Genomic DNA, 20,752 nt, shown 5'->3' with positions numbered 1-20,752 from the left:
CTGCTCGACGATTTTCGCCGACGTCGCCGTTGCGATAGGGCGGGATATAACTCCCGCCCAATGCCGGTCGCCGGCTAGGGACGCCCCGCCCCAACCTAGGCTCACGGGTTCCGAGTTACCACAGGCAGTTCTCGGCCATGAGCCTCGTTCGTCTGCATCTGCACCTGGACGTCCAAGCAACTCCTTGGCTCAGTGAACGGACGGTCGGCTGGCCAACGTGCCATGAGTCGGTTGAGCAGCGCAGCTTCAGATTTGCGTGGATTCTGGGCGACGAACAGCGTTTCCGATTTTCGGAGGCCTTGTCCGGCCTTTATATCCAGCCGCCTTGGAAAAAAACGGCTTTCGCCGAAGAGGTCGAGAGCGCCGGGGCGAAGAGTCGACACCCCGCCGCCGACACACCTACCCATGCGCGTGCATAAGCTTCCCCGCGGGATTCGCAGGATCTTTTTTCGAGCCTCGCAAGCTCATGCTGCGCATTGACGCTCTCGCATAAAGGCTCTCATGGAAAGCCTTTACACGGGCTACCTTGTTATTGCGCTTTAGCCACTAACGCCAATGCAGGTAATGCACGTAGACCCACCACGGTGCCAACGTCACCTGTACGCAGGTGTCCATTCGGACAGAATACCTCCCCGGTATCCTCCGCGCGTTGCCAGTAACGGGCCATTACCTGAGGCATCGAAATGCAGATCTCGCCCTTGGTGCTCGGTCGGGACCGGCAAGCCATCCCCATCTCGGATCCAGAATCGAGCATCTTCGGCCCGCTCTCCGGCATGGGCGAGGCGTCCTGATGCCAAGGCCGTCATGCAGGTACCGCGGGCGTTTGGTATTGGCCGGCTGCCGCGCCGCCATTACCCAACGGCAACGAGGCTCGCTTCGACGGGCTTTCCCACGCGCCGCAACAACTGCCAACCGAACCACATCATCCACAAAGGCAAGATGAGCACGGCAACCATCTCGATAGTGGTCGTGAGTGTTTCGAGGCCAGGGAAAAAGCCGAACAGGAAGATCAGCCCAAAAGCCCAGCCGACGATCTTGAGGAGGATCGCTCCTTTCCAACCAGCTTTCTTCAGGTGGTTCGCCGCAATGGGCGCCCAGAACAGCACGACGGGCCCCTCGCACCACCACAATCCGTTCTGAGTCAAATTAGCGACGGTCGTCCATGCGGTAGCCGCTGCGGCTCTCGTAGCATCGTCTCCCCCCGCATACAGATGGGCGAGCGGGTGATAGATCGCCAGTTGCATGGCCGCTCCGCTGATCCCCAGCACAACATAGAGTCCGATAGCGAGCGTCATCATGTTGCCGAGCCCGCCCAATTCCTCTCGAAAGGCGTGGAGGAAATATCCGCCAATGACGAGAACCGCCAGATAAAAGCCAAACACGTCCGCGAGCATGGACATGCGGAAGAGGTCGCGCGTGTCAGCCGGCAACGCCAGCATCATTGCGCCGTGAAGCACCATGCCGGTATCCGGGCCGGTCACCATCGTCGACAGAACGACTGTTGCGTAAGCCAGAATGCCGCCGATGATGGCACTCCATGCGGTGAAGCGCATCACGTTTCGCGAGGTGTGATTCATTATGTTTCTCCTAGTAACGATGTCAGTAGGGAGCAGCCCTGCTCACGCGACCTCCCCTGCTCTGCGTGCGCTCCCATGATTCAACTCCAATACCAATGATCAATTCCACTTGATACGCTAACGCTGTTTCGGTTCGAGGCTCGCGAGATAGCTGGCGATCGCCTTGCGGTCTTCTACTGAAGCGCCTTCAGCAATGCGCTTCATCACGCCGGTTGGTTCATTGCGTGTACCGGAGGCGAACCCGTCAAACTGCGCCAAGATGTAGTCATAGCCTTGGCCGGCCAGACGTGGAAATTGGTCATGCCCCATCAGTTGCGCCCCGTGGCATGCCGCGCAATTTCCGTCCGCCACCAATTGCTGCCCCTTTCCGCGCAATTGCGGATCCGGCTTGAAATAGCGGTTCTCGATGGGCGTCACTTTGGAGAAGTAATCCGCCAAGTGTTTGATCTGCGCATCATCCATCGTCATCGACAACGGCCCCATGTTCGGATTGCGTCGCGCACCGGTTGCAAAATTTCTGAGCTGCGTTTCCAGATAGGCGGCTGGCTGCCCCGCTAGGCTCGGATAGCGCTGATGACGCGAATTGCCTTTGACCCCGTGGCAGTTGAAGCAGATGTCGTTCACGTGTGGCCACGGGCCTCCGTCGGCTTGGTACGTCTTGGCTGATGCGTCAATATAGCGATCCAGACGATAGAGATCGAGCAGATCGGGGCCGAGGAAAGCCAGCGCCAGAGCGGCGGTGAGGGCGGCAACGCCAATCCAGATACGTTTCTTCATGTCCGCCTCCTTATGCTCGACGCAGTGCATTGAGCACCTGGAGAGACGCCTGATGGCCCGAGCGCACCGCTCCATCCATGTAGCCCGCCCAAATATCGGCTGTTTCCGTACCCGACCAGATCAGATTGCCGCAGGGCGGACGCAAGGCGTCGCCATGAGTACTCCAGAAGCCAGGGGGGATGGCGGAAACACAGGTGATCGTCCAGGGATCGTCCAGCCCCCAATCCTTGTCGTGGTACGCAATAGGGGTCAGCGCTTCGCGGCCGAAGGCTTGCGCATAGATCTCGGCCTGTACGCGTTGCGCCTCCTTCAACTCCGAGGGCAGCGTCGCATTCAAGGTGAATGCATTGATGACGCCGATTTCTCCACCCGGAGGCGAATTGTCGTAGGCCCAGATAATGGGCCCGTTGGCCTGGAAGATGTGTCCATTCAGACCCTTGTCACGCCAGAACGGACGGTGGTAGACCATGGCCGTCTTACGCGCGGGTGAGTGCGCGGGCCAGGCACGTTGCAAAGCGGCGCGCTTTTCCGGGAGTGGCGGGTCGAACTGCACCTGGTGACACAGCGCAGGATGGATGGCCATAATGACTTTTCGGGCACGTAATTCGCCGTAGTCCGTATGCAGTGTGACGACATCTTGATCCCAGCCGGAAATCTGGCGCACCGGCGTCGACAAGCGCATCTTTTCGCCCAGTTGCTGCGCCATTTTGATGCTCAAGATTTGCGAACCACCGATGAACCGCGTCTCCTGCGCGCTGTGCTTGATGCTGTCGAGCTGCGAGTAGTCGCAGTTCGCTGAGTTGATCATTGACAGGAAGTGCAAGAGCCCCATCTTCGCTGGCATTGCCCCGCCGGAAAGGCCGATGCTTGAGTTCCAACCGATCTGATCTTCTGGCTTGATGTTCTGATTGGCCAGCCAATCACCCACCGAAAGCTTGTCTAGTTCACCAACTTTCGGAGATTTCCAAGGGGCACCCGAGGACACGTCGCGCGACAGCTTGCTAAGCTTTCCGCTGATCGCCTCGTCCGTGCCAACCGTCCCTTTCAGATCGATTTCCACCCGGCCATCGCCGCCCAGCATGACCGTCTTGCCATCGTAGTAGGTTGGGAACGTACCGACCTCCAGTTGGCGGGCGAGATCCGCCACGGCGGTCTGACCGGGTCCGATCCACTGGCCGCCAACTTCTGATACGTAGCCGCCTTCGATGTTGTAGTTGAGAGTCCGCCCGCCTACTCGGTCTCGTGCCTCCAAGACCAAGAAAGAGTTGCAGCCAGCCGCTTGCAGGTCACGTGCAGCAGTCAGGCCCGCCAGCCCCGCGCCGATGATGACGACGTCAAGAACATCATCCGATTTCTGTTCGGCCTTAGCTGCACCAGCATTCGCCTGCCGGACGCCGAGGGCCAAACTGCTTGCGGCGGCCGCAATGCCAGCGCGTTTGAGCCATCGCCTGCGCGGCAGGTTGGCTGAACTATCTAGAGAGGATTTTTCTGCCATGGTGTTTCCGTGACTGCCATGAATGTCGTGATTTTTCGTGTGTGCCATTGCACGTCGACTGCAAACCTGCGCACGTATTGCTCACTGCGGATGCGTCGATGCCTGAGTTCATCAAACATGAACAATGTACGGGCTGCGGGCTGCGGGCTGATTGCTGGCGAATGCGGCAACTGAACTGCGGCGCGCACCTCCGGCTAGCTGGACAACGACGGATACCCCACATTGCGCGGCCTCCCTCGGGAGCCATAGCAAACAAGTAGATCTCCCGCGGCTGTGACCTCGTCCTGCAGCCTCCCCAGCCATCTCGTGATATGTATCGCTGGCCCATAAAATACGTATCGACGGCCTAATTTTAATGTTTAAGCGGCCTAGAAACAAGGCGGCAAAAGGTAGGGGAAAACACCAACCTTACGGTCATCCTCCACTTGGGTTCCCAGATCTCGCGCCCGCCTTCAAAGGTGGTGTGGACATTGGCAGCAAGATAGGTCGCTGCGGCCACTTGAACGGCCGCCGGACTTAGACCTCCGTTGGTTTGAGTGGGGCTCTATTTGATGGGCGCGAAACCGCCGTCGGCGTCGGCGTCGGCGCTGATAGATTGGAAAATTTCGACCACGCGGTTGATCGCGCTGGTGAAGCACAGCAGTTTTGGCAAACTGCCGGACAAAAACGCCTTGCGGATGGTGCGCGCCATCACTGCGCCGGTTTTGCTAGCGAGGATGTCATGCGATCTGGTAGGTCGGCTCGGCATGGACGTTGTCCAACATGATTGGTTCTCCTTCGCTGCAAATTAGGAAGTGGACTCTACCCACGCGGCACCTTCATGTCCCATGGCAAACCGCCAGCCGGGCTAGCGCCGTTCTGTTTTCCCGTCGGGCTGGCCTATAATCTGGAATCTTCTTGCGTGAGTTCCAGGAGAACCGACGTGCAACAGAGAGCGGTCAAGCAAGCAATCCCTAACTATTCCGAGGAAGCAAAGCCCGACATGCAGCCGGCACCACGACGAAATCGAGAACAGCGCATTCGGGAGATTATTGGTGCCGCTCGCCAAGTCTTTCAGGAGGATGGCTATGCCGGGTTCGCGACGCGCCGCGTAGCAGATCGCGTTGGCATCACACATGGAAATCTTCAATACTATTTTCGAACAAACGAAGAATTGCTACGCGCTGCGCTCCTGACATACGTGAGCCAAATGATGGGGGACTACACGGCGATCGCGAGTCGCCCGGGTATCGGCGCCGCGCAACGTTGCACCACCCTGATCAATCGTATTTTTCAGAACATTAACGAGACCGATCTGCCGAAGTTTATGGTTGAGATCTGGGCTTTCGCTTGGCATGAAACCTATGTTGCGGAACTGCTGAACGATATGCAGACGCAGTTTCGAGGCCTCTTTGCGAAATTGCTGTCAGAACTTCACCCGACGTTGACTAGTGAAGAGTGCCAGGTGCGTGCCGCGGTGATCGGCGCGCAGATGGATGGAATGGCGATGGTCGCCTCCCACGGCGAATACCCGGGAAGAGACTATATCGAGTTCGTTCGCTTGACGAAGCGCGCGGTAAAGATGGTTGTTAGCGCTTCGGCACAGATGCTGGAAGGCGAGGCGCCTCTTCGCCGTTCGCGTACTCGTGACGCTCACGTCAGCAGCGACCCTCAGATCGACGGCCTGCGGTCTGATGGATACCTTCAGCCAGGGCTACCAGATCTACGGGCACGGCAGTCGACTGAAGACGCAATCTATTACCGGCCAACGGCCCAAGGGAAGCGCAGAGAAATCAAGATCAACGAGATCATCTCCACCGCCGCCAATCTGTTGGCGACGGAAGGTTATGCGAATTTCACCTTGGCGCGGGTGGCGAGAGAGCTTGGCATCCTGCCATCGGCGCTGCAGAACTATTTCCCAACCTATGATGACCTGGTTCGCACAACAGTTGGCGCGCTGGGGCAAGCTTTTATGGACCGTTACGCGGAGATTGGCAAGCCGAGCGGCAAACCAGCACTGACACGGGTGTGCGAAATCGCCGCGCAGTGCTTCAAGGAATCCTGTGATCCTATGGTGTATCGACTCTGGTCAGAGATGTTCGCGCTGGCCCAGCATTCGGATACCACGCGTGAAGTTGTGGCAAGCAGCTACGCCACCTACCCGAGAATCTACGTCGATCTCATTCGGGAGATCGATCCGTCGGCGACCGCGCGCGAGTGCCTCGCTCGCTCAACACTCATCACAGCACTAGTGGACGGTGCGACGGTGCTGAAGTTTGGTGCGCAGAATCAACCTGTGAGCGTGGACCGCGTATTCGAGCTGATGATGGCGATGACGGCTCGCATCGCGCAGGGGCGCGTTGCCACAAGCAATGTAGCGTAGGGCAAAGGCATTTTGCCGGCTGGACTGATACGTCTACCGGCCACCTGTTCGGAAACCGCGCCTCTCCCGAGATCGTGGTTGTATGAGCATCCGGCACGCGGTTGCGCACCTCCCGAGCGCCGAATGACTGGCATCCTCCACGCATCAAACGAAAGAGCGGATAAGAGCAGAGAACCCGCGTTCTTAGAATAAAAATGATGCCGTACCGACACGGCATCGAAATACCTCATAGGAAACCGCATGACCGGGAACTAGGAGACGCCAGCGCTCCCACAACGAATGATTCGCACCTGGCGCACGTCCGATCCGTAGGGCCGCCAGCTCAGCTAGCCCCGCGCCGATGATGGCGACAACACGTTAAGATCCGAAAGTGCCCCGGCAACACTTTTGGCCATCGATACCTTGCCCGCTGTCAACGACGCGGCGACAGACCTGCTTAGGGCCCAGCCAGCGCGCCGTCATTCGAGAACAAAATCGGCTTTCCACCTGCATCGATCACAACTGCGGTCAGCGCAGCCCGATCCGGACGCTGAGCCACCTCGAACGGCGCGCCGTTGGCGCGCTGCTGCATGACCAGTCCATCCAGTCCGACAGCAATCAGTACGCTACCGGCGGCGACGAGACTGGTGATGGAACTCTTTGTTTCCGCTTTCAGCGGAGACCAGCTCACACCACTGTCGCTGCTCTGGAACAGGCTACCTAGCAGCCCGCCAACGACGATCCGGCCATCGGGCATGGCAACACCCGACCACAACGAGCCTTTGCTGCCCGTTGCAAGGTAGCTCCAGTCCGCGCCCCCGTCGATCGACTTGAGCACGATCCCCTGCTCTGCAGAGATGTAGAGCGTGCCCTGGCGATCAGCGAACACGTGGTACAGGTTGCGGTCGGTTTTGCCGCCGTCCGGCGGCTTCGGCAGCGTCACCTTGGTCCACGTCTTGCCGCCATCGTGGGTCTGGAGCATCAATGACCACAGGCCGACCGCAATACCGTCGTGGTCGTTCGTAAAGAGCACGGAGAACAACGGCTGGTCAACCGTCGTGTCCATGCGCTGCGTGGTCCAAGTTTCACCACCATCGCTGGTAGCAAGAATCGCGCCCCACTGCCCGACCACCCAGCCGTGCTTGTCATCAGCAAAGGTGACGGCAGACAGCGTGGCGGAGAGCGGCACGCTAAGCGCCTGCCGATAGGTCTTGCCTTCATCGTCCGACAGCAGAACGATTCCGTGCTCTCCCACAGCGACGATGCGTTTGCCAGCACGCGTTGCGTCCAACAGCGTCATGTGAGTCGCAGCGGCCCACGTATGTGCAGGCTTGGTGGTCCACGACGCAACCCCTCCCTTGGAGTGAGCGGATTGAGCGAGTTGGGCGGATTGCGCCTGTACCGCGGCGGCCCCGCAGAGCGCAATGATGGCAACGAGAGTTCTTTTCATGGTTGAGTCTCTATAATGACGCTCTCGCGCATCAGTGGCTGAAGAGGCCGGGCGCGCGTGCTGGCTGGCGGCGGGGGAACCAGCGTTCGAGCACGGACGCGAGTGCGGGCAACGCAGTCATCGCCATCAGCAGGTTGACAAGGAACATGAAGGCCAGCAGCTTGCCCATGTCCGCCTGGAACTTGAGCGCCGAAAAACTCCACGTCGCCACGCCGATCGCCAGCGTGATGGCGGTAAAAATCGTCGCCACGCCGACTTCGAGCATCGCGTGCTCCACGGCTTTGACGATGTTCTGCCCACCGGCTAGGTGCGCTTGCAGCCGGTTGTAGATATAGAAGGCGTAGTCGACGCCAATACCCACCGCCAACACCATGACGGGCAGCGTGGCAACCGTCAGGCCGATCTTCAATTCCTTCATGAACCAGTAGCCGATGAAGGTGGCTACCGACAGCGGCACGCAGCAGGCCAGCATCGCGCGCCAGTCTCGATAGGCAAGGAACACGAGGATCACGATGGCTGCGTACACGTACAGCATCATCGGCAGTTCGCTCTTCTCCACCTCGTCATTGGTGGCGGCAAGCACGCCTGCGTTACCCGCCGCGAGACGGATGCTGATGCCTGGGAAGGGATGCGACGCACGGTATTGCTTGACGTCGCCAAGAATTCTGTTGATCGTCGTCGCTTTGTGATCCGTCAGGAACAAGTGAACGGCGGTCATGCTGCAATCTGCCGTCATGAAGCCCTTCAAGCGTCCGACGTCCACCGACACTGCGCCATAGTTCTCCGGTTCGATCGGCACGACGTTCATCTTCGGATAGTCTTCGTTGTAGCCTTGGTTATAGGTGCGCAGCATCCCCGAGTACGACTGTGCGGACACCACGCCAGGCTCGGTCCGCATGGCTGCCGTGAACTCGTCTTCATACAACCCGACTGCCGGGTTGTCGCACGCCTTGCCGCTCGACTCAATCGCGAAGGAAAGCCAGTCGAGGCCCATGTCATAGCTGCCCGCGATCGACGTCGCATCGAGGTTGAACCGCGCATCCTCACGCAACTCTGGCGCCCCCGGCTGCAGTGTGCCGATGACGCGGTCGCGGCTCTGCCAGGCGGAGAGCGCAAACACCACCACAGTGACCGCCAGGGTAATGCCCGCGAACTTTGGTTCGGCAACACGCGCCAGCACGCACAGCGGCTTCGCGCGCTGCTGTGCGCGCAACAGCGACTTGTCGGCGTACGCCTTCGAGAAGTTGAAGCACGATGCGGCTACCGGCAGCAGGATCAGGTTGGTCACGATCTTGTAGGCCACCCCCAGTGATGCCGTGATCGCCAGTTCACGCACCATCGGAATCGGAATCAGCAGCAGCGTGATGAACGACACAAAGGCCGTGATGAGTGCCAACACGCCCGGAATCAACAATCCGCTAAAACTGTGGCGGGCAGCGTCGAATGAGCTATGCCCGTGCGCAATCTCACGCACGATGAAGTTGACCTGCTGCACGCCATGAGACACGCCAATGGCGAACACCAGGAATGGCACCAGCACTGCCAGCGGGTCCAGGCCGAAGCCCAGCAGCCTCAACGTGCCGAATTGCCAGACCAGCGAGGACAGCGAGCAGACGATCAGCAGCACCGTGAAGCGCACCGAATGGCAGTACCAGTACACGGCGAGTGCAGTTAGCAGCAGCGCAATCGCGCAGAAGCCGAACACGGCCGTTGCACCGTCGGCAATGTCACCAATCTGCTTGGCAAAACCAATGATCTGGATCTCGTAGCCAGCGTCCTCGAACGGCTTGCGGATCTTGTCTTCGAGCGTATGGTTGAACGCCACATAGTCGAGCACTTTGCCCGTACTATCCCGCTCGTTCAGCTCGGCGGTGATCATCGCGCTGTCTTCGTTATGCGAGACGAGCGTGCCGATATAGCCGCCAAGCGTTGTCGCATGACGCACACTCTCGACGATCTCCGGCGTCAACTGATCAGGCGTGATCGTGCCAGAGATGATTGGCTCCGCGCGGAAGCCCTCCTCGGTGATCTCATTGACGAATGAATTCGGCGTCCAGAGCGAGCGGACTCCGATTCGGTCGACGTTCGGCAGGTACGTAACCGCCTGGGTCACCTTGTACAGGCGCGTCAGCCCCTCGGGTGTCCAGATGGAGCCCTTCTTCGCGCGCACGACGACGGTGATACGGTTCGCACCCAGCAGATCGTTCCGGTACTTCTGGAACGTCTGGATGTACTCATGGCCGATCGGCATCTGCTTCTCGAAACCGGCGTCCATGCGCAGTTGCACGGCGAATACGGCCATCACCATGGTGAACAGGCCGATCACCGCGAGCACGATCGCACGGTGGCCGAAGAAGGTCCTTTCCAGACCACTGACAAGACGATTTAACACGACACTACTCCTTCAGGTATTCCGGCGGCGCACCCTGTGCGCCGCCTCTCGCGGGCGCCCCCGTCAGAAATTCCGCGTCACGAACAGGCCGACGAAATTTCGATCCGAGTAGGGGTTGCCGACCGTGTTGTGGCCGCCCCAGAACATGGTGTAGTTGATGCCCGCCTGCCACTTGGTCGGGTTCTGGTTGAACAGGATGTAGAGGTTTGCCGACTTCAAACCCTGCAGGTAGTTGGCCGAAAGCGTCGGCGTGTACCCATAGAGCCCGGCCGTGAACGTCACCCCAGGCGTCACCTGCCATCCGGGGATCAACGTGCCGTCGTAAGTCCAGTTGAAGTCGATCGTCGTGCCCACCGAACTCGACGTACCCTGGCTCATGCCGATCGGGTAGCCTGCGCCGGAGTTCTGGTTCAGCCAGATCAGGTAGCCCGCCTGGGGCAACAGATACACCTGCTGTCCGTTGACGGTGCGTGTGACGCCGCTCGAGCTCAGGCCGGGGTAGTAGATCCACGTGAGCTCTGTCGTCAACGTTCCCGAATCCGCGCCGATCCACTTGAGGAACGGATACTCGCTGCGCGTCAGCGCCAACAAGCCGTTGATGCCGAACTGGAACTTCTTCTTGTCGGCCCACTGCTGGCAGTCGACCCCGCCCGGATTCACATTCAGGTCAGGCGGACCGCCCGCTCCATAACAGCTCGACAGCGCCACGGCATCACGGGGGCGATACGACAACTCAGTGCCGATCGCCCAGGGGCCCAACGGGAAGTTCGCACTGACGCCAAAGAGCTGACGGTTGGCGGGGTTCGACCACTGCAGCGTATTGTTCGCAAACGAGGTCAGCACCGGCGACTTGTCGGTGTAGTTCTCGTAGTAGAACGCGAAATTCGCATCGATGGTGCGAGGCACGTAGTTGAACTTCACACCGAACTGCGGCTTGTACTTCGAAGGCAGTCTGTTATAGACGGGAAGGCCGAACGAATTGGCAAACTCGCCGTTGACGAGACCGTTGCTGATCGCGTTGAGCGTAGCCGGATCGTGGGCGTTCTGCCCCGTCATACCCGCGATGGTTCCCGCGCTCGGACCGTTTACGTTGAAGTTGTTCGGATTGACCGTGAACGGCTCGGTTCCGCGGCCAAGGACGTTCGATACCGACCAGTACGACCCGACAGGCGGAAAGCGGTTGCCGTTCCACATGAACTGGTAGTACGCCTCGGTGCTCACCCCGTGGGAAAGATCGGCGGCGAAGCTCAACATCGGCGCGGGCAACACCGCTTGCTTGAGCTGCGTGCCGGGGATCACAAGCTTCTGGTAGTCGAGCGAGTTAGTGGCGTTGATGCCGCCCGTGGCGTACATGCTCTCGCCCCAATTGATCACCTGGTTGCCAAGGCGCAGGTGCGAGTTCCGGTTGGCAATCGTGAAATCCTTCTGGGCCCACAAGTCGAGCAGTTGCGCGTTGTAGACGATCTGCTGCTGCGCGTCGCTCGTGAGCTGCGTTCGCTCCGTGTTCTTGGCCATGAAGTCATACATGCCGGTGCCGCGCGCCATGAACTTGAGGCCTTGACCAGGCATCGTCAACAGAAGTTCGCTGGTAGCACTTACGTAGGTGCTGAACGGCTTCCCTTTCTTGTAGTTCAGGTCACCGTTGTCACCGGCGCCCCACTGATCGACGTTGGCCGCGGCGCCGCAGCCGTTCGCGTTCGGATCCCCGGTCAACGAGCAGCTCGGCGTCTTCGTCCGAACTGCGGCACCAGCGGTGATGTTGCTGACCAGCGAACCCTTGATGGCATCGTCAGGTCCCGCCGTGAAATCGAAGCCATACGCACTTGACGTGACTACACCCAGCGCGACGAGCAAAATCGTCGTCTGCCGGAAATTCCTTATCGTTTTCATCTTTCCCCCAACCCAATTGACGCCAACGCATGCCTCCTATTTGCGTCGGCCCCGCCCATGCGGCAACCTTCAGCGTTCGCTGACCGCCCTCAGTGTTTCCGAGGTAAAGTAGTCAGGCGTGAAGCGCGGATCGTTCACCTGCTGATACCAGCGAATGTCCTTGCCCTGACCAATCGTCGATTGGTCGAGTACGTAGCGCCCGTTGCTCAGGTCGTACATCACGAACGGCTGGTTGTCGCACGTGCCACCCAGTTCCCACACCGGGATCGGGTAGCTTTCCTTCACCTTCCACAGCTTGCCTTGTGCGTCGTAGTCCTCGCCAACCAATGCCAGCCAGCTATCCTCGTCGAGGTAGAAGACCTTCTTCGACGCGACGTGGCGCGCGCTGGACTTGAGCGTTGCCTCCACAATCCAGACGCGGTGCGTTTCATAGCGCCTGCTGTTGGCAGCGATGCCCTCAGGCGTGGCAACGTCGTGCAGCTTGTCCTTGAACTTGTACATGCCAAATGCGTTGTACGGTACGATCATTTCCTTCTTGCCGACGAGCTTCCAGTTGAATCGATCGATGGCACCGTTGAACATGTTGGATTCATCGATCAAGTACTGGTTTTCCATGCCGATAAGCGGTGCGTCGTGCGTATAGGCCGGCATCCGTCGCACACGCCGCTGCCCCGGGAAGTAGTAGAACGTCTCCGACGGCTTGTTGAAATACTGACGCTGTACGAACGCCTGCCCCGCCAGCGCCGCTGGAGATTCAACCTTGAAGAACGCTGCCGCGCTGAGTTGATCGACATCTTGCGGCGTCGCTTTGCCCGCCTTGCCCCATGGATAGAACATAAGTTGCGGAGCGATCGCGTCGATCCAATCGCTGCCACCTGCACGCGGTGAGACAACGCTCACCATCTTCGGCCAATCGATGCCCTCACCGCGGTAGCGATACAGGTAGTTCAGGATCGCTTCAGCGCCGTTCTTCGGCTGGGGAAATGCGATACCCGGCAGCATTGCAGTCTGCAGTTGCTCGCCGGTCGAATCGAGCTTCGCTCCCGTGAGATTGGCCTTGGAGTTCTGGGCGACGAAGTCCGGCACCTGGCATTCGCGATGCGGCGGATAGACGTCCAACCGGTAGCCTTTTTTCTCCTTGATCAGCGATATTTGGCCGGGCGTCAGCTTGTCTGCGTACTTGTCGACGTTCGACGCATCGATTGAGTACAGCGGCTTCTCGTTGCGATGCTTCCAGAAATCGCCCCGAATCTTCCCCCACTCCCACCCTGCGTCTGGCGACTGCTTGCCTGCATAGACAGGAACGCTGCCGTCCTTGCTTGCGGCACGGTTGCCGCCTTCTGGCGTGAGGTCTTCCGCCACAGCGGTGGTTCCGATCATCAAACACACTGTGGCCGCGATGATGGACACTGCTCCGATTCTGCGCTGCTTCATCATGGTTTTCCTTCCAATTCCTCCCGCTTCGCGGCCTGTCATGTCAGACGGTCCCGAGCGCGCTGTCAGTCGATGGGGATTTCAATGTGGAACTACTGATCGGCGCCGGACTCAGTCCGTGCTTGAGCTGGCTGGACGTGCCGCCCACGCGCGTCGCCGGAGACAAGTGATTAGCCGTCGCACCACGCCTAGAAATCAGGCGGGTGCTCAATTGCCGTGTGTTCGCTGCTGTCATGACTTGAGCCTCCTAGCTCAGATATGGCGTGATGGAACAGATTGCGCGGAACGGATCGCCCCACCTTCAAATGCGAGATCTCGTCGGCGAACAGAACGTTCGCTGTGTTGTCGCCCGAGCCGCTCATCTCAGGTGGCGCGCTGAAGATGGCGCCGTCGCCAAAAAGAGCGCGGTCCGAGCGTGTGGCGATCAGGGAAATCCGCATCGGTTATGAGGTGCCGCTGCCGGCCGTAAAGAAAGGTTCATCGGAGGAGCACGACACATGCTTCGAGCACCACTGTTCAGCGAGTGTCTTGCCGACGAGCTCTCAATACGTATCATTGGCCCATAACATACGTTTGTACGGCCTAATCGTAACGGTGAGGCGGCCTAGAATCAAGACCGCGGAAGGTAGGGGAAACACCAACCGAATCAAGCGCCTCATGGACAGGGCCCGCCCCAAAGGAGGGAAACGATGTTCTAGGTACTAGGGGAGGACATACAGGCGAAGCTCAAGCTGGAGCCGTTCGGCGGGTGAACGGGCAACGTGTGAGCGCCATGGCCCCGAACTGGGGCAGACGCTGCGCAACTGGATCAAGGCGTCAGAAGGCGGCAAGTTGAACGGTGCGGGGCGTTCCCTCTGTGCTTCGCCAAGCGGCGTCCAGCTTCGCCGCTGTAATCTTTGCGCTCATATTTCACCGCTATCGTGCGATCAACACGCGCATCCAACACTGACCTCGCCCGATGAGCCAGCTATCAATCAGCGAATCCCAATTTGAGCTGTCGGCAAGCATTGGATCTCGCAGAAGTCAGGGCTTGACGGCATCAGTACCCGCCTAGAGTCAAACGGCCGCTTCCCGAAGGCACCAAATCGGGTCTTAGCTGGTCGGTCATAGATTTGATTCGGCGAAAATCTGCACAACGCCTTTTGGGCTGCTGCCGGTCCGGTGGACACCGACCTAAGCTTCTTGCGCGTTTTCGAACTCTATCGGGCCAACATAGCCGAGCGTCGAATGTCGGCGCGTCGGGTTGTAGAACCGCTCGATATAATCGAACACGTCGGCTCGCGCTTGCTCCCTGGACAGATATACCTTGCGGGCAGTGCGTTCGGTCTTCAGTGAACTGAAGAAGCTTTCCATGGCCGAATTGTCCCAAACCTCGCCGGCACGACTCATGCTGCAAGTGATGCCTTGCTCCTTGAGCAAGGTCTGGAAGTGCTCGCTCGTATATTGGGTGAATTCAACCGATCGTCGCAACACTTCCTTATAGGAGGTGGGGATGAGCACAAAGAAGCGAAGATCGGATCAGGCAGGACGTGCAAAGATGCGGTCACCTGGGCGGCCTCCAGTTTTGCATCGATCAGAGCGACGGCCGTTCTGGCAGGCGATCGCCGATGGATGCTCCAGCGAGCAGGCCGCATCGATCTCCGAGCGCGAGCAAGTCGCGCCAGATTCGCCGGGCTCCATATGTCCGGTCGCTATTCAGGAAACTCTGGCGCACGTGGGCACCCAAGATTTCGTCGGCCTGGCGTCGCTGGCTTGGCGGGCGCCCCAGCCACGCGTAGAACCCGCTACGCGAGACACCGAGCGCCCCGCACATCATTCCCACCGGCCAGGTTCCTCGGTGCTTAGCCACGAAGCCGAACTTCACATCGACTCCCGCGCGAAGTAGGCCGCCGCTTTTTTCAGCAGATCGCGCTCCATCCTGAGTTTGGCGTTCTCTTTCTTCAAACGCTCAATTTCCGCCTGCTCGGGCTTCATTACGCCCGGACCAGGAAAGGCGTGCTGCGGTCGCTCATTGCCTCCCGCACCCACTTGCGCAAGACATTCTCATGCACGTCCAGCTCACGCGCCGCCTGCGCAACCGATACGCCGCGCTCCTTGACCAGTTTGACTGCCTCGAGCTTGAACTCTCGGCTGAATGCTCTTCTCGTTCCCAACTGCCGACTCCGGTTTCACCTTCACACTTTAACAAGGTGTCCACCGAGTCGGCAGCAGCCCATGTCTGTATCTGTGAGGCATAGGAGCACAACCGGGATGGGTGGATTCTTCGCTCACTGGACGAGACGCATCGCAACCGCGGCGAGCGCATCTAATCGGACAGTTCCCGGAGGAGTTCAATGACGATAGCCGCCGTGGAGTACCAAAGACTCCGCGCAAAACCGCGCGACCGTCGCCAAGTCTGACAGACGATCTGCCTAGCGAAGCGGCAAGAGAACACTTACGCCGTGCGCTGGTGACCAAGCTCCTGATTCCCAAGCCGCCAAACCCAGTGCTAATGAAGAAGCTCGTCGATGACTGAAAGGACGGCTGCCCGCTGATCCTTGCGCAGGCGGTGAAACTTCAGCAACAGATTGGCTTCCGTATCATCGGCGGCATAAAAGAATGTGGCGGGGACGTTCAATACGGCTGCCAGACGAGTCACCAGTTCTGGGGCTGGCACGCGCTTGCCCAGTTCGTAGCGATTCATTCGCGCACTTGCGGACATGGGATCAAGCCCGGCTTCGATCCCGAGGCGCTCCTGAGATATACCGGCACGTTGGCGTGCTTCTTTAAGTCGTCGAGCAAGTACGGACATTTCTGCCTTCTGAACCATGAAAGCAAAAATCGTCCTCGTTTCGCCCACACCTAATACTACCAATTTGGTAGTATTCGAAATCTTCACTAGAACGAAGGCCGGGCAAGCCCCCAAGAACCACCCATGTATTGCTCTCAAGCGCTGGCCCAGCCTCGCCATGGACCACTTGCCGGAGGGAATCTCCTCAGATAGGCGGTCTAGCGCCATGCTCGCACCGAAAAAGTAAGGATTGCGAGCTTTCTTTGACAGGGAAACTTCATGAACGGAATCAGATTCACCCCCACAATGCTTGCAGCGGCCTGCGCCACAATGCTCAGCGCCTGCGGCAGCGGCAACGACGGTCAAGCCCATGCCGCCAGCACTTCCCAACCGCAACCCGCCACCCAGACCATCTCCGGCAAAGCCATCGACGGCTATCTGGCTGGCGCGCTGGTTTGCCTGGACCTGAACACCAATGGAGTGTGCGACACCGGCGAACCATCAGCGACTACCGACGCCAACGGTAACTTCGCCATTGCCTACGACGGCGACGCTACCGGCCAGCGCCTGCTCGCCCAGGTCAGCGCGTCGACGCGCGACCTCTCGCGCCCGCAAGGCTTCCAGTTCCCGGCGAGCTTCACTCTCTCGGCCGTGGCGAGCGGCACGGCGAACCAGCATGTGACGCCCCTCACTGCCATGGTGGCCGCCCAGATGGAAGCCGGCATGAGCCAGGCAGAAGCTATTGCCGCCGTACAGAAGCTCCTGGGTGCCCAGATCGATCCCGCTTCTGACTATGTCGCCAATGGCGATGTGACAACGCTTGCCAAGGCGAGCCAGATCGTAGACAAGATCACGTCGCTTGCAGCCAACGGCAACGTTGACGCGGCAGCGGCACGCAATACGCTAAACGCTATCATTGCGAAGGGCGACGTGGTGTCCGTCACCCAGACTGACGTCGATGCCCAAGCTGCCAAACCCGTGTACACGCTTGCCGACGCATCCCAGGTACTGGCGTCGCCGCTCTATAGCTTCGTGGACGCCTACATGACGACTCTTGATGGCCCCACGCAAGCCATCCAGCAGATTGTCAGTGCCAAACTGCAGACCACTTATCAGAGCCGCCAGGTCGGCGGCACCATCTGGACGGATCTGCCAAGAGACAAAGCGACCAGCTATTTGGAATCCCGCGCGCAGTTTGTCCTGAAGAGCGATGGGACCTGGACAGATATGCTGACACCGGCCGATTGGCGCGCCCCGGTTACCCTCACGTCGATCGGCAAGACCCTCAAGGGCAACGATCCGGCCACCGGCATCGGTGTCACGTTTGAGGAGCGTCGGGTAGATCTGAGCAACCAGCCGGCTACGCTCGGCGTCTCGGGCACCTTGTTTGGACCGGATGTCTCGGTCTACCCCGCCTTGGCCTCGCCCTTCCCCTCTCGCACCAGTGGCTACCTGGGCATCAAGTCGTTCGCAGAGGACTATGTCGTGCTGCCTCTGGGTCTTGGCAATCCATTCTGCGAGTTCCCGTATTCGAAGGGCGGCGCTTGCGCCGCGACATACGCGACGCGCCCCAACCTGCCGCCCTACGATCCGAGCCGGCCGCCGTACAACCCGAACGTCCCGCAGAACGACGCCAAGCTGCCCAGCCCCCTCACCTCGGTGCAGCAGCTCGTCGGCCTGTCAATCGTCGACTCACAAATCCTGCAGGCTACCGCAGAGATTCTGCCGAGCGGCCAGGCCCGGATCACCGTCGAATTTGATCCGCGCACGCCGGATGACGACGTGATCTTCAATGCGACATGGTCGATCTACGCGCGCAATCCCAATGTCATGGTGTTCGACATGGCGCGCGCGGATGCGCAAACCCTTGCTTCGACCGGCGCCCCCGTGCCGCTCACGCAAGGCGCCAAGTTTGTCCTGGCCGTGCGCAATGGCCAGCTCCACGGCGGCCTGCTCTTCCCGGCAGGCTATGGTCAGCGCACCATCCAGTTCGCCAACGCGCTGCCAAGCGTCCTGACTACGCCGATCGCAAGACCTCCGCTGCTATCCACGCAACGCATGTCAGCGAACTAGGGCCATCGCGCATTGATCCACCTGTTGGTCAGGAAACTGCATCACCAACTGACCGGCCGGCGGTCTCACGACCGCCGGCGCCCTTCTTTTTTGTTCATTTCTTTTTGACTGCTCCCAGGGGCAGACCAGAAAAACACCTCTACCGAGATGCTCGATGAACACCTTCAATGCAGCACTTCGCGCGCACGGCTGCGGCGACCTGAGAACGGCTGAAGCCCGCTACCTGTCCACCCTCGCCAAGAACAGCAAGCACGTCGACGCCCTGCGCATGCTTGGCCTGCTCTATCACCAGCAGGGCAAGGTCTCGCTATCCGAGAGCTTTCTCCAGCGTGCTGCTGGGCTCAGCCCGGATGATGCAATGCTGCTCTTCGATCTCGGGGTCGTATGCAAGCAGAACGGCAAACTCGAGCGTGCGATCCACTGGCTGGGCCGCGCCGTTGCGTGCGCGCCCACGCTCACCGCCGCCCACGCCTGCTTGGGCGAGGCCTACCTTGCTGTCGGCCGCGTCGATGCCGCGCTCGATAGCTTTCGCTTGGCGGTGCGGCAAGACCCGAGCGACGTGCTCGCGCTCAATCAGCTTGGCAGTGCCCTGCACGAGGTGGAACTGCCCCACGAGGCTCTCGCCGCATTTCGCTGCGCACTCGCGCTTAACCGCGACTCTCTCGCCGCACGACTGGGCGCCGGCACATCGATGTGTGCGGTTGAGGATTATGAGTCCGCCATTGGCCAGTTCGAAGCCGCCATTGCGCTGGATGACCAATGCGCACCGGCCTGGTACAACCTGGGGTGTTGCAGACTTGGCCTCGGGCAGTACGATGCGGCAGTCGAGGCGTTCACACGCGTGCTGGGCCTGCATCCGGGCTGGGCCGCTGCGCACCTCAACCGCGCATTGGCATGGCTTTCGGCGGGGGATTTTGAACGGGGGCTGCCTGAATACGAATGGCGACTAGGCGCGATCGACAAGGATTTCGACTCCGCACCGCCGCGCTGGGATGGGTCTCCCCTGGCAGACAAGGTGCTGCTCATCTACGCCGAGCAGGGACTGGGCGACACCGTGCACTTTATTCGCTTTGTGCCCTCAGCGCGTGCGCTGGCCGACAAGCTGATTCTCCAAGTCCAGCCGGCAATCCTTCCGCTGATCGAGCCGCTCGCCGCCCAGTGGGACATCACGATCGTCGACGCGGATTCCGAGGTGCCCGCCGATGTCAGTTGCCCACTGATGAGCCTACCTCATATTCTGGGCGTGTCGCTGGCGACTCTCTCGGCCACCCCATTGAGGGCGCCACTGACTGCCCCGCCGGCTGCCACACCGTACATACAGGTGCCGAATGCCTACCGGGAGAAATGGCGCGGAAGGCTGAACCATCTCGGTAGACGCAAGATTGGATTGGCATGGTTGGGGCACCGACGCACCTATGACATCCGGCAGATCCCGGCGGCGACGCTGGAGCCGCTCTTCGCCATGGAGTCAGTGGATTGGGTAGTGCTGCAGACGGATCTGTCGGAGGCGGATCGACAGTATCTCGAGGTGAGCCCCTACGCTGACCGGATCCATGTCTACCAAGATCAGATCGCCGATCTCGCGGATACCGCAGCCCTCATCGAGCAACTTGATGCGGTGGCTTCCGTCGACACATCCATCGCTCATCTGGCCGGCGCCATGCAGGCACCACTCCTCGTCATGCTGCCCTTCTCTGCCGACTGGCGCTGGCGCATCGACACGCACGCGAGCCGCTGGTATCCGTCAGCACGGCTCCTGCGCCAGGATTGCCCTGGGGATTGGAGTTCTGTAGTCAACCAGGTGGCGACGATGCTGTCTGCCGGCCCGAGACCGCAATGAACAACGTCAAGAAATGGCCGCGGATCAGGATGGCGCAGGACGTCTTATTCCTGAAACACACAGACGCCATCCTGCCCGCACCGAGTGATAACGAGAGCAAATGAACGCACGTGAAGTTTCCGTGCATGGAGCTTGGTGTTCGTCTGTGATCTTCGTTGAGGACCCTGATGCCGAAGAGCATTGGCCTTGAAGATCAAATCGGGATGGACAGGAAGGCGCGGGGATTCCCGGAGCCACTTGCGAGTGGCTCTGACTTTTCTATGAATCTGCAGCCTGACCTGCCACCGCAGCGCATCAAGGTTCTCGCCAACAGAAGACTTGCGTTGGAAACCTCCCCAGGGACTTAACGCGATACGCTCGCCCGCAGTGTTGAACCTAAACCTCACGATCCAAGAACTGGTACTGATGTCCAGTCAGGCAGACTTCCCCGAGTCTTCGAATCGCTCAAACACGCGCGCCTGCACGGCATCCATTATGGCGAGCGTCTGAGCATCGGCTGGCCCACTTGCTGTCACACCCTGCGCCTTCTTCGGCTTCGAACCTGGTGGGTAGAAAACAAAAACCGTCTCGAGCCTGCCTTCCGATTCCTTCTTGAGGCACCGGTTGAGTGCTTTCAGGTAACGCTTTTTGCCCGTCTTGGACATAGGTGCAGACCTCCTTGGTGCGGGTGCCACGATGAACAGGGCCGACTCGGCGAAATTCCAAGCCTGATG

Annotated in this window: 15 protein-coding genes and 1 pseudogene; 4 read left to right on the top strand and 12 right to left on the bottom strand. The window is 59.7% G+C overall.

The features are described 5' to 3' along the window. Positions 1-137 precede the first annotated feature (137 nt). The gene (locus tag RN01_RS33830) at positions 138-419 is read left to right on the top strand and encodes a hypothetical protein (protein WP_017513586.1); all 282 of its coding nucleotides are present in this window, start codon (positions 138-140) and stop codon (positions 417-419) included. A gap of 432 nt (positions 420-851) precedes the next feature. Here the strand turns inward: RN01_RS33830 and RN01_RS07330 are convergent, their stop codons facing one another. From RN01_RS07330 to RN01_RS33825, 4 genes are all read right to left on the bottom strand, one after another. Then, positions 852-1,577 carry a hypothetical protein gene (locus tag RN01_RS07330; protein ID WP_017513584.1) on the bottom strand — a complete coding sequence of 242 codons (726 nt, stop codon included), beginning with the start codon at positions 1,575-1,577 and terminating at the stop codon, positions 852-854. A gap of 117 nt (positions 1,578-1,694) precedes the next feature. Then, complete coding sequence (locus RN01_RS07325; RefSeq protein ID WP_017513583.1) at positions 1,695-2,354, bottom strand: c-type cytochrome; 660 nt, start codon at positions 2,352-2,354, stop codon at positions 1,695-1,697. A gap of 10 nt (positions 2,355-2,364) precedes the next feature. Beyond that, positions 2,365-3,849, bottom strand: a complete 1,485-nt coding sequence (locus RN01_RS07320; protein WP_017513582.1) for an FAD-dependent oxidoreductase — start codon at positions 3,847-3,849, stop codon at positions 2,365-2,367. A 544-nt stretch (positions 3,850-4,393) separates the two neighbouring features. After that, complete coding sequence (locus tag RN01_RS33825) at positions 4,394-4,540, bottom strand: hypothetical protein (protein ID WP_017513581.1); 147 nt, start codon at positions 4,538-4,540, stop codon at positions 4,394-4,396. 231 nt (positions 4,541-4,771) lie between these two features. Between RN01_RS33825 and RN01_RS07315 the strand changes: the two genes are divergently transcribed. Then, complete coding sequence (locus RN01_RS07315) at positions 4,772-6,211, top strand: TetR/AcrR family transcriptional regulator (protein ID WP_017513580.1); 1,440 nt, start codon at positions 4,772-4,774, stop codon at positions 6,209-6,211. Positions 6,212-6,647: 436 nt separating this feature from the next. On the opposite strand, the gene RN01_RS07310 is transcribed toward RN01_RS07315, so the two are convergent. From RN01_RS07310 to RN01_RS07275, 7 genes and pseudogenes are all read right to left on the bottom strand, one after another. Continuing rightward, positions 6,648-7,640, bottom strand: a complete 993-nt coding sequence (locus RN01_RS07310; protein WP_024570238.1) for a YCF48-related protein — start codon at positions 7,638-7,640, stop codon at positions 6,648-6,650. A 31-nt stretch (positions 7,641-7,671) separates the two neighbouring features. Further along, a complete protein-coding gene (locus RN01_RS07305) occupies positions 7,672-10,032 on the bottom strand; it encodes an RND family transporter (RefSeq protein WP_017513498.1) in 2,361 nt (786 codons plus the stop codon). Positions 10,033-10,095: 63 nt separating this feature from the next. Beyond that, positions 10,096-11,922: a DUF1302 domain-containing protein gene (locus RN01_RS07300; RefSeq protein ID WP_024570239.1), complete on the bottom strand. Its 1,827-nt coding sequence runs from the start codon at positions 11,920-11,922 to the stop codon at positions 10,096-10,098. Between the two features lie 69 nt (positions 11,923-11,991). After that, positions 11,992-13,359: a DUF1329 domain-containing protein gene (locus tag RN01_RS07295; RefSeq protein ID WP_029700337.1), complete on the bottom strand. Its 1,368-nt coding sequence runs from the start codon at positions 13,357-13,359 to the stop codon at positions 11,992-11,994. A 185-nt stretch (positions 13,360-13,544) separates the two neighbouring features. After that, positions 13,545-13,796, bottom strand: a complete 252-nt coding sequence (locus tag RN01_RS07290; protein WP_017513501.1) for a hypothetical protein — start codon at positions 13,794-13,796, stop codon at positions 13,545-13,547. 733 nt (positions 13,797-14,529) lie between these two features. After that, positions 14,530-15,509: pseudogene (locus RN01_RS32885) on the bottom strand (IS3 family transposase). Positions 15,510-15,844: 335 nt separating this feature from the next. Continuing rightward, entirely contained in the window at positions 15,845-16,165 is a 321-nt protein-coding gene (locus tag RN01_RS07275) for a helix-turn-helix domain-containing protein (protein WP_223277268.1), read from the bottom strand. Between the two features lie 240 nt (positions 16,166-16,405). On the opposite strand from RN01_RS07275, the gene RN01_RS07270 reads away from it, so the two are divergent. Next, a complete protein-coding gene (locus RN01_RS07270) occupies positions 16,406-18,199 on the top strand; it encodes a hypothetical protein (protein ID WP_063828815.1) in 1,794 nt (597 codons plus the stop codon). Positions 18,200-18,353: 154 nt separating this feature from the next. Next, the gene (locus tag RN01_RS07265) at positions 18,354-20,039 is read left to right on the top strand and encodes a tetratricopeptide repeat protein (protein WP_024570242.1); all 1,686 of its coding nucleotides are present in this window, start codon (positions 18,354-18,356) and stop codon (positions 20,037-20,039) included. Between the two features lie 413 nt (positions 20,040-20,452). Here the strand turns inward: RN01_RS07265 and RN01_RS07255 are convergent, their stop codons facing one another. Continuing rightward, complete coding sequence (locus RN01_RS07255; protein WP_024570243.1) at positions 20,453-20,683, bottom strand: hypothetical protein; 231 nt, start codon at positions 20,681-20,683, stop codon at positions 20,453-20,455. Positions 20,684-20,752 lie beyond the last annotated feature (69 nt).

The organism is Cupriavidus sp. SHE, assembly GCF_000812445.1.
GTDB classification, from domain to species: domain Bacteria; phylum Pseudomonadota; class Gammaproteobacteria; order Burkholderiales; family Burkholderiaceae; genus Cupriavidus; species Cupriavidus metallidurans.
The sequence above is the reverse complement of the archived record's forward strand: the minus strand, read 5'-3'. Positions and strand labels throughout refer to the sequence as shown.

Bases quoted from the DNA above. Each gene is read 5' to 3' on its own strand.
- RN01_RS33830 (WP_017513586.1), top strand. From the start codon at position 138: ATGAGCCTCGTTCGTCTGCATCTGCACCTGGACGTCCAAGCAACTCCT.
- RN01_RS07330 (WP_017513584.1), bottom strand. From the start codon at position 1,577: ATGAATCACACCTCGCGAAACGTGATGCGCTTCACCGCATGGAGTGCC.
- RN01_RS07325 (WP_017513583.1), bottom strand. From the start codon at position 2,354: ATGAAGAAACGTATCTGGATTGGCGTTGCCGCCCTCACCGCCGCTCTG.
- RN01_RS07320 (WP_017513582.1), bottom strand. From the start codon at position 3,849: ATGGCAGAAAAATCCTCTCTAGATAGTTCAGCCAACCTGCCGCGCAGG.
- RN01_RS33825 (WP_017513581.1), bottom strand. From the start codon at position 4,540: ATGGCGCGCACCATCCGCAAGGCGTTTTTGTCCGGCAGTTTGCCAAAA.
- RN01_RS07310 (WP_024570238.1), bottom strand. From the start codon at position 7,640: ATGAAAAGAACTCTCGTTGCCATCATTGCGCTCTGCGGGGCCGCCGCG.
- RN01_RS07300 (WP_024570239.1), bottom strand. From the start codon at position 11,922: ATGAAAACGATAAGGAATTTCCGGCAGACGACGATTTTGCTCGTCGCG.
- RN01_RS07295 (WP_029700337.1), bottom strand. From the start codon at position 13,359: ATGATGAAGCAGCGCAGAATCGGAGCAGTGTCCATCATCGCGGCCACA.
- RN01_RS07290 (WP_017513501.1), bottom strand. From the start codon at position 13,796: ATGCGGATTTCCCTGATCGCCACACGCTCGGACCGCGCTCTTTTTGGC.
- RN01_RS07275 (WP_223277268.1), bottom strand. From the start codon at position 16,165: ATGGTTCAGAAGGCAGAAATGTCCGTACTTGCTCGACGACTTAAAGAA.
- RN01_RS07270 (WP_063828815.1), top strand. From the start codon at position 16,406: ATGAACGGAATCAGATTCACCCCCACAATGCTTGCAGCGGCCTGCGCC.
- RN01_RS07265 (WP_024570242.1), top strand. From the start codon at position 18,354: ATGAACACCTTCAATGCAGCACTTCGCGCGCACGGCTGCGGCGACCTG.
- RN01_RS07255 (WP_024570243.1), bottom strand. From the start codon at position 20,683: ATGTCCAAGACGGGCAAAAAGCGTTACCTGAAAGCACTCAACCGGTGC.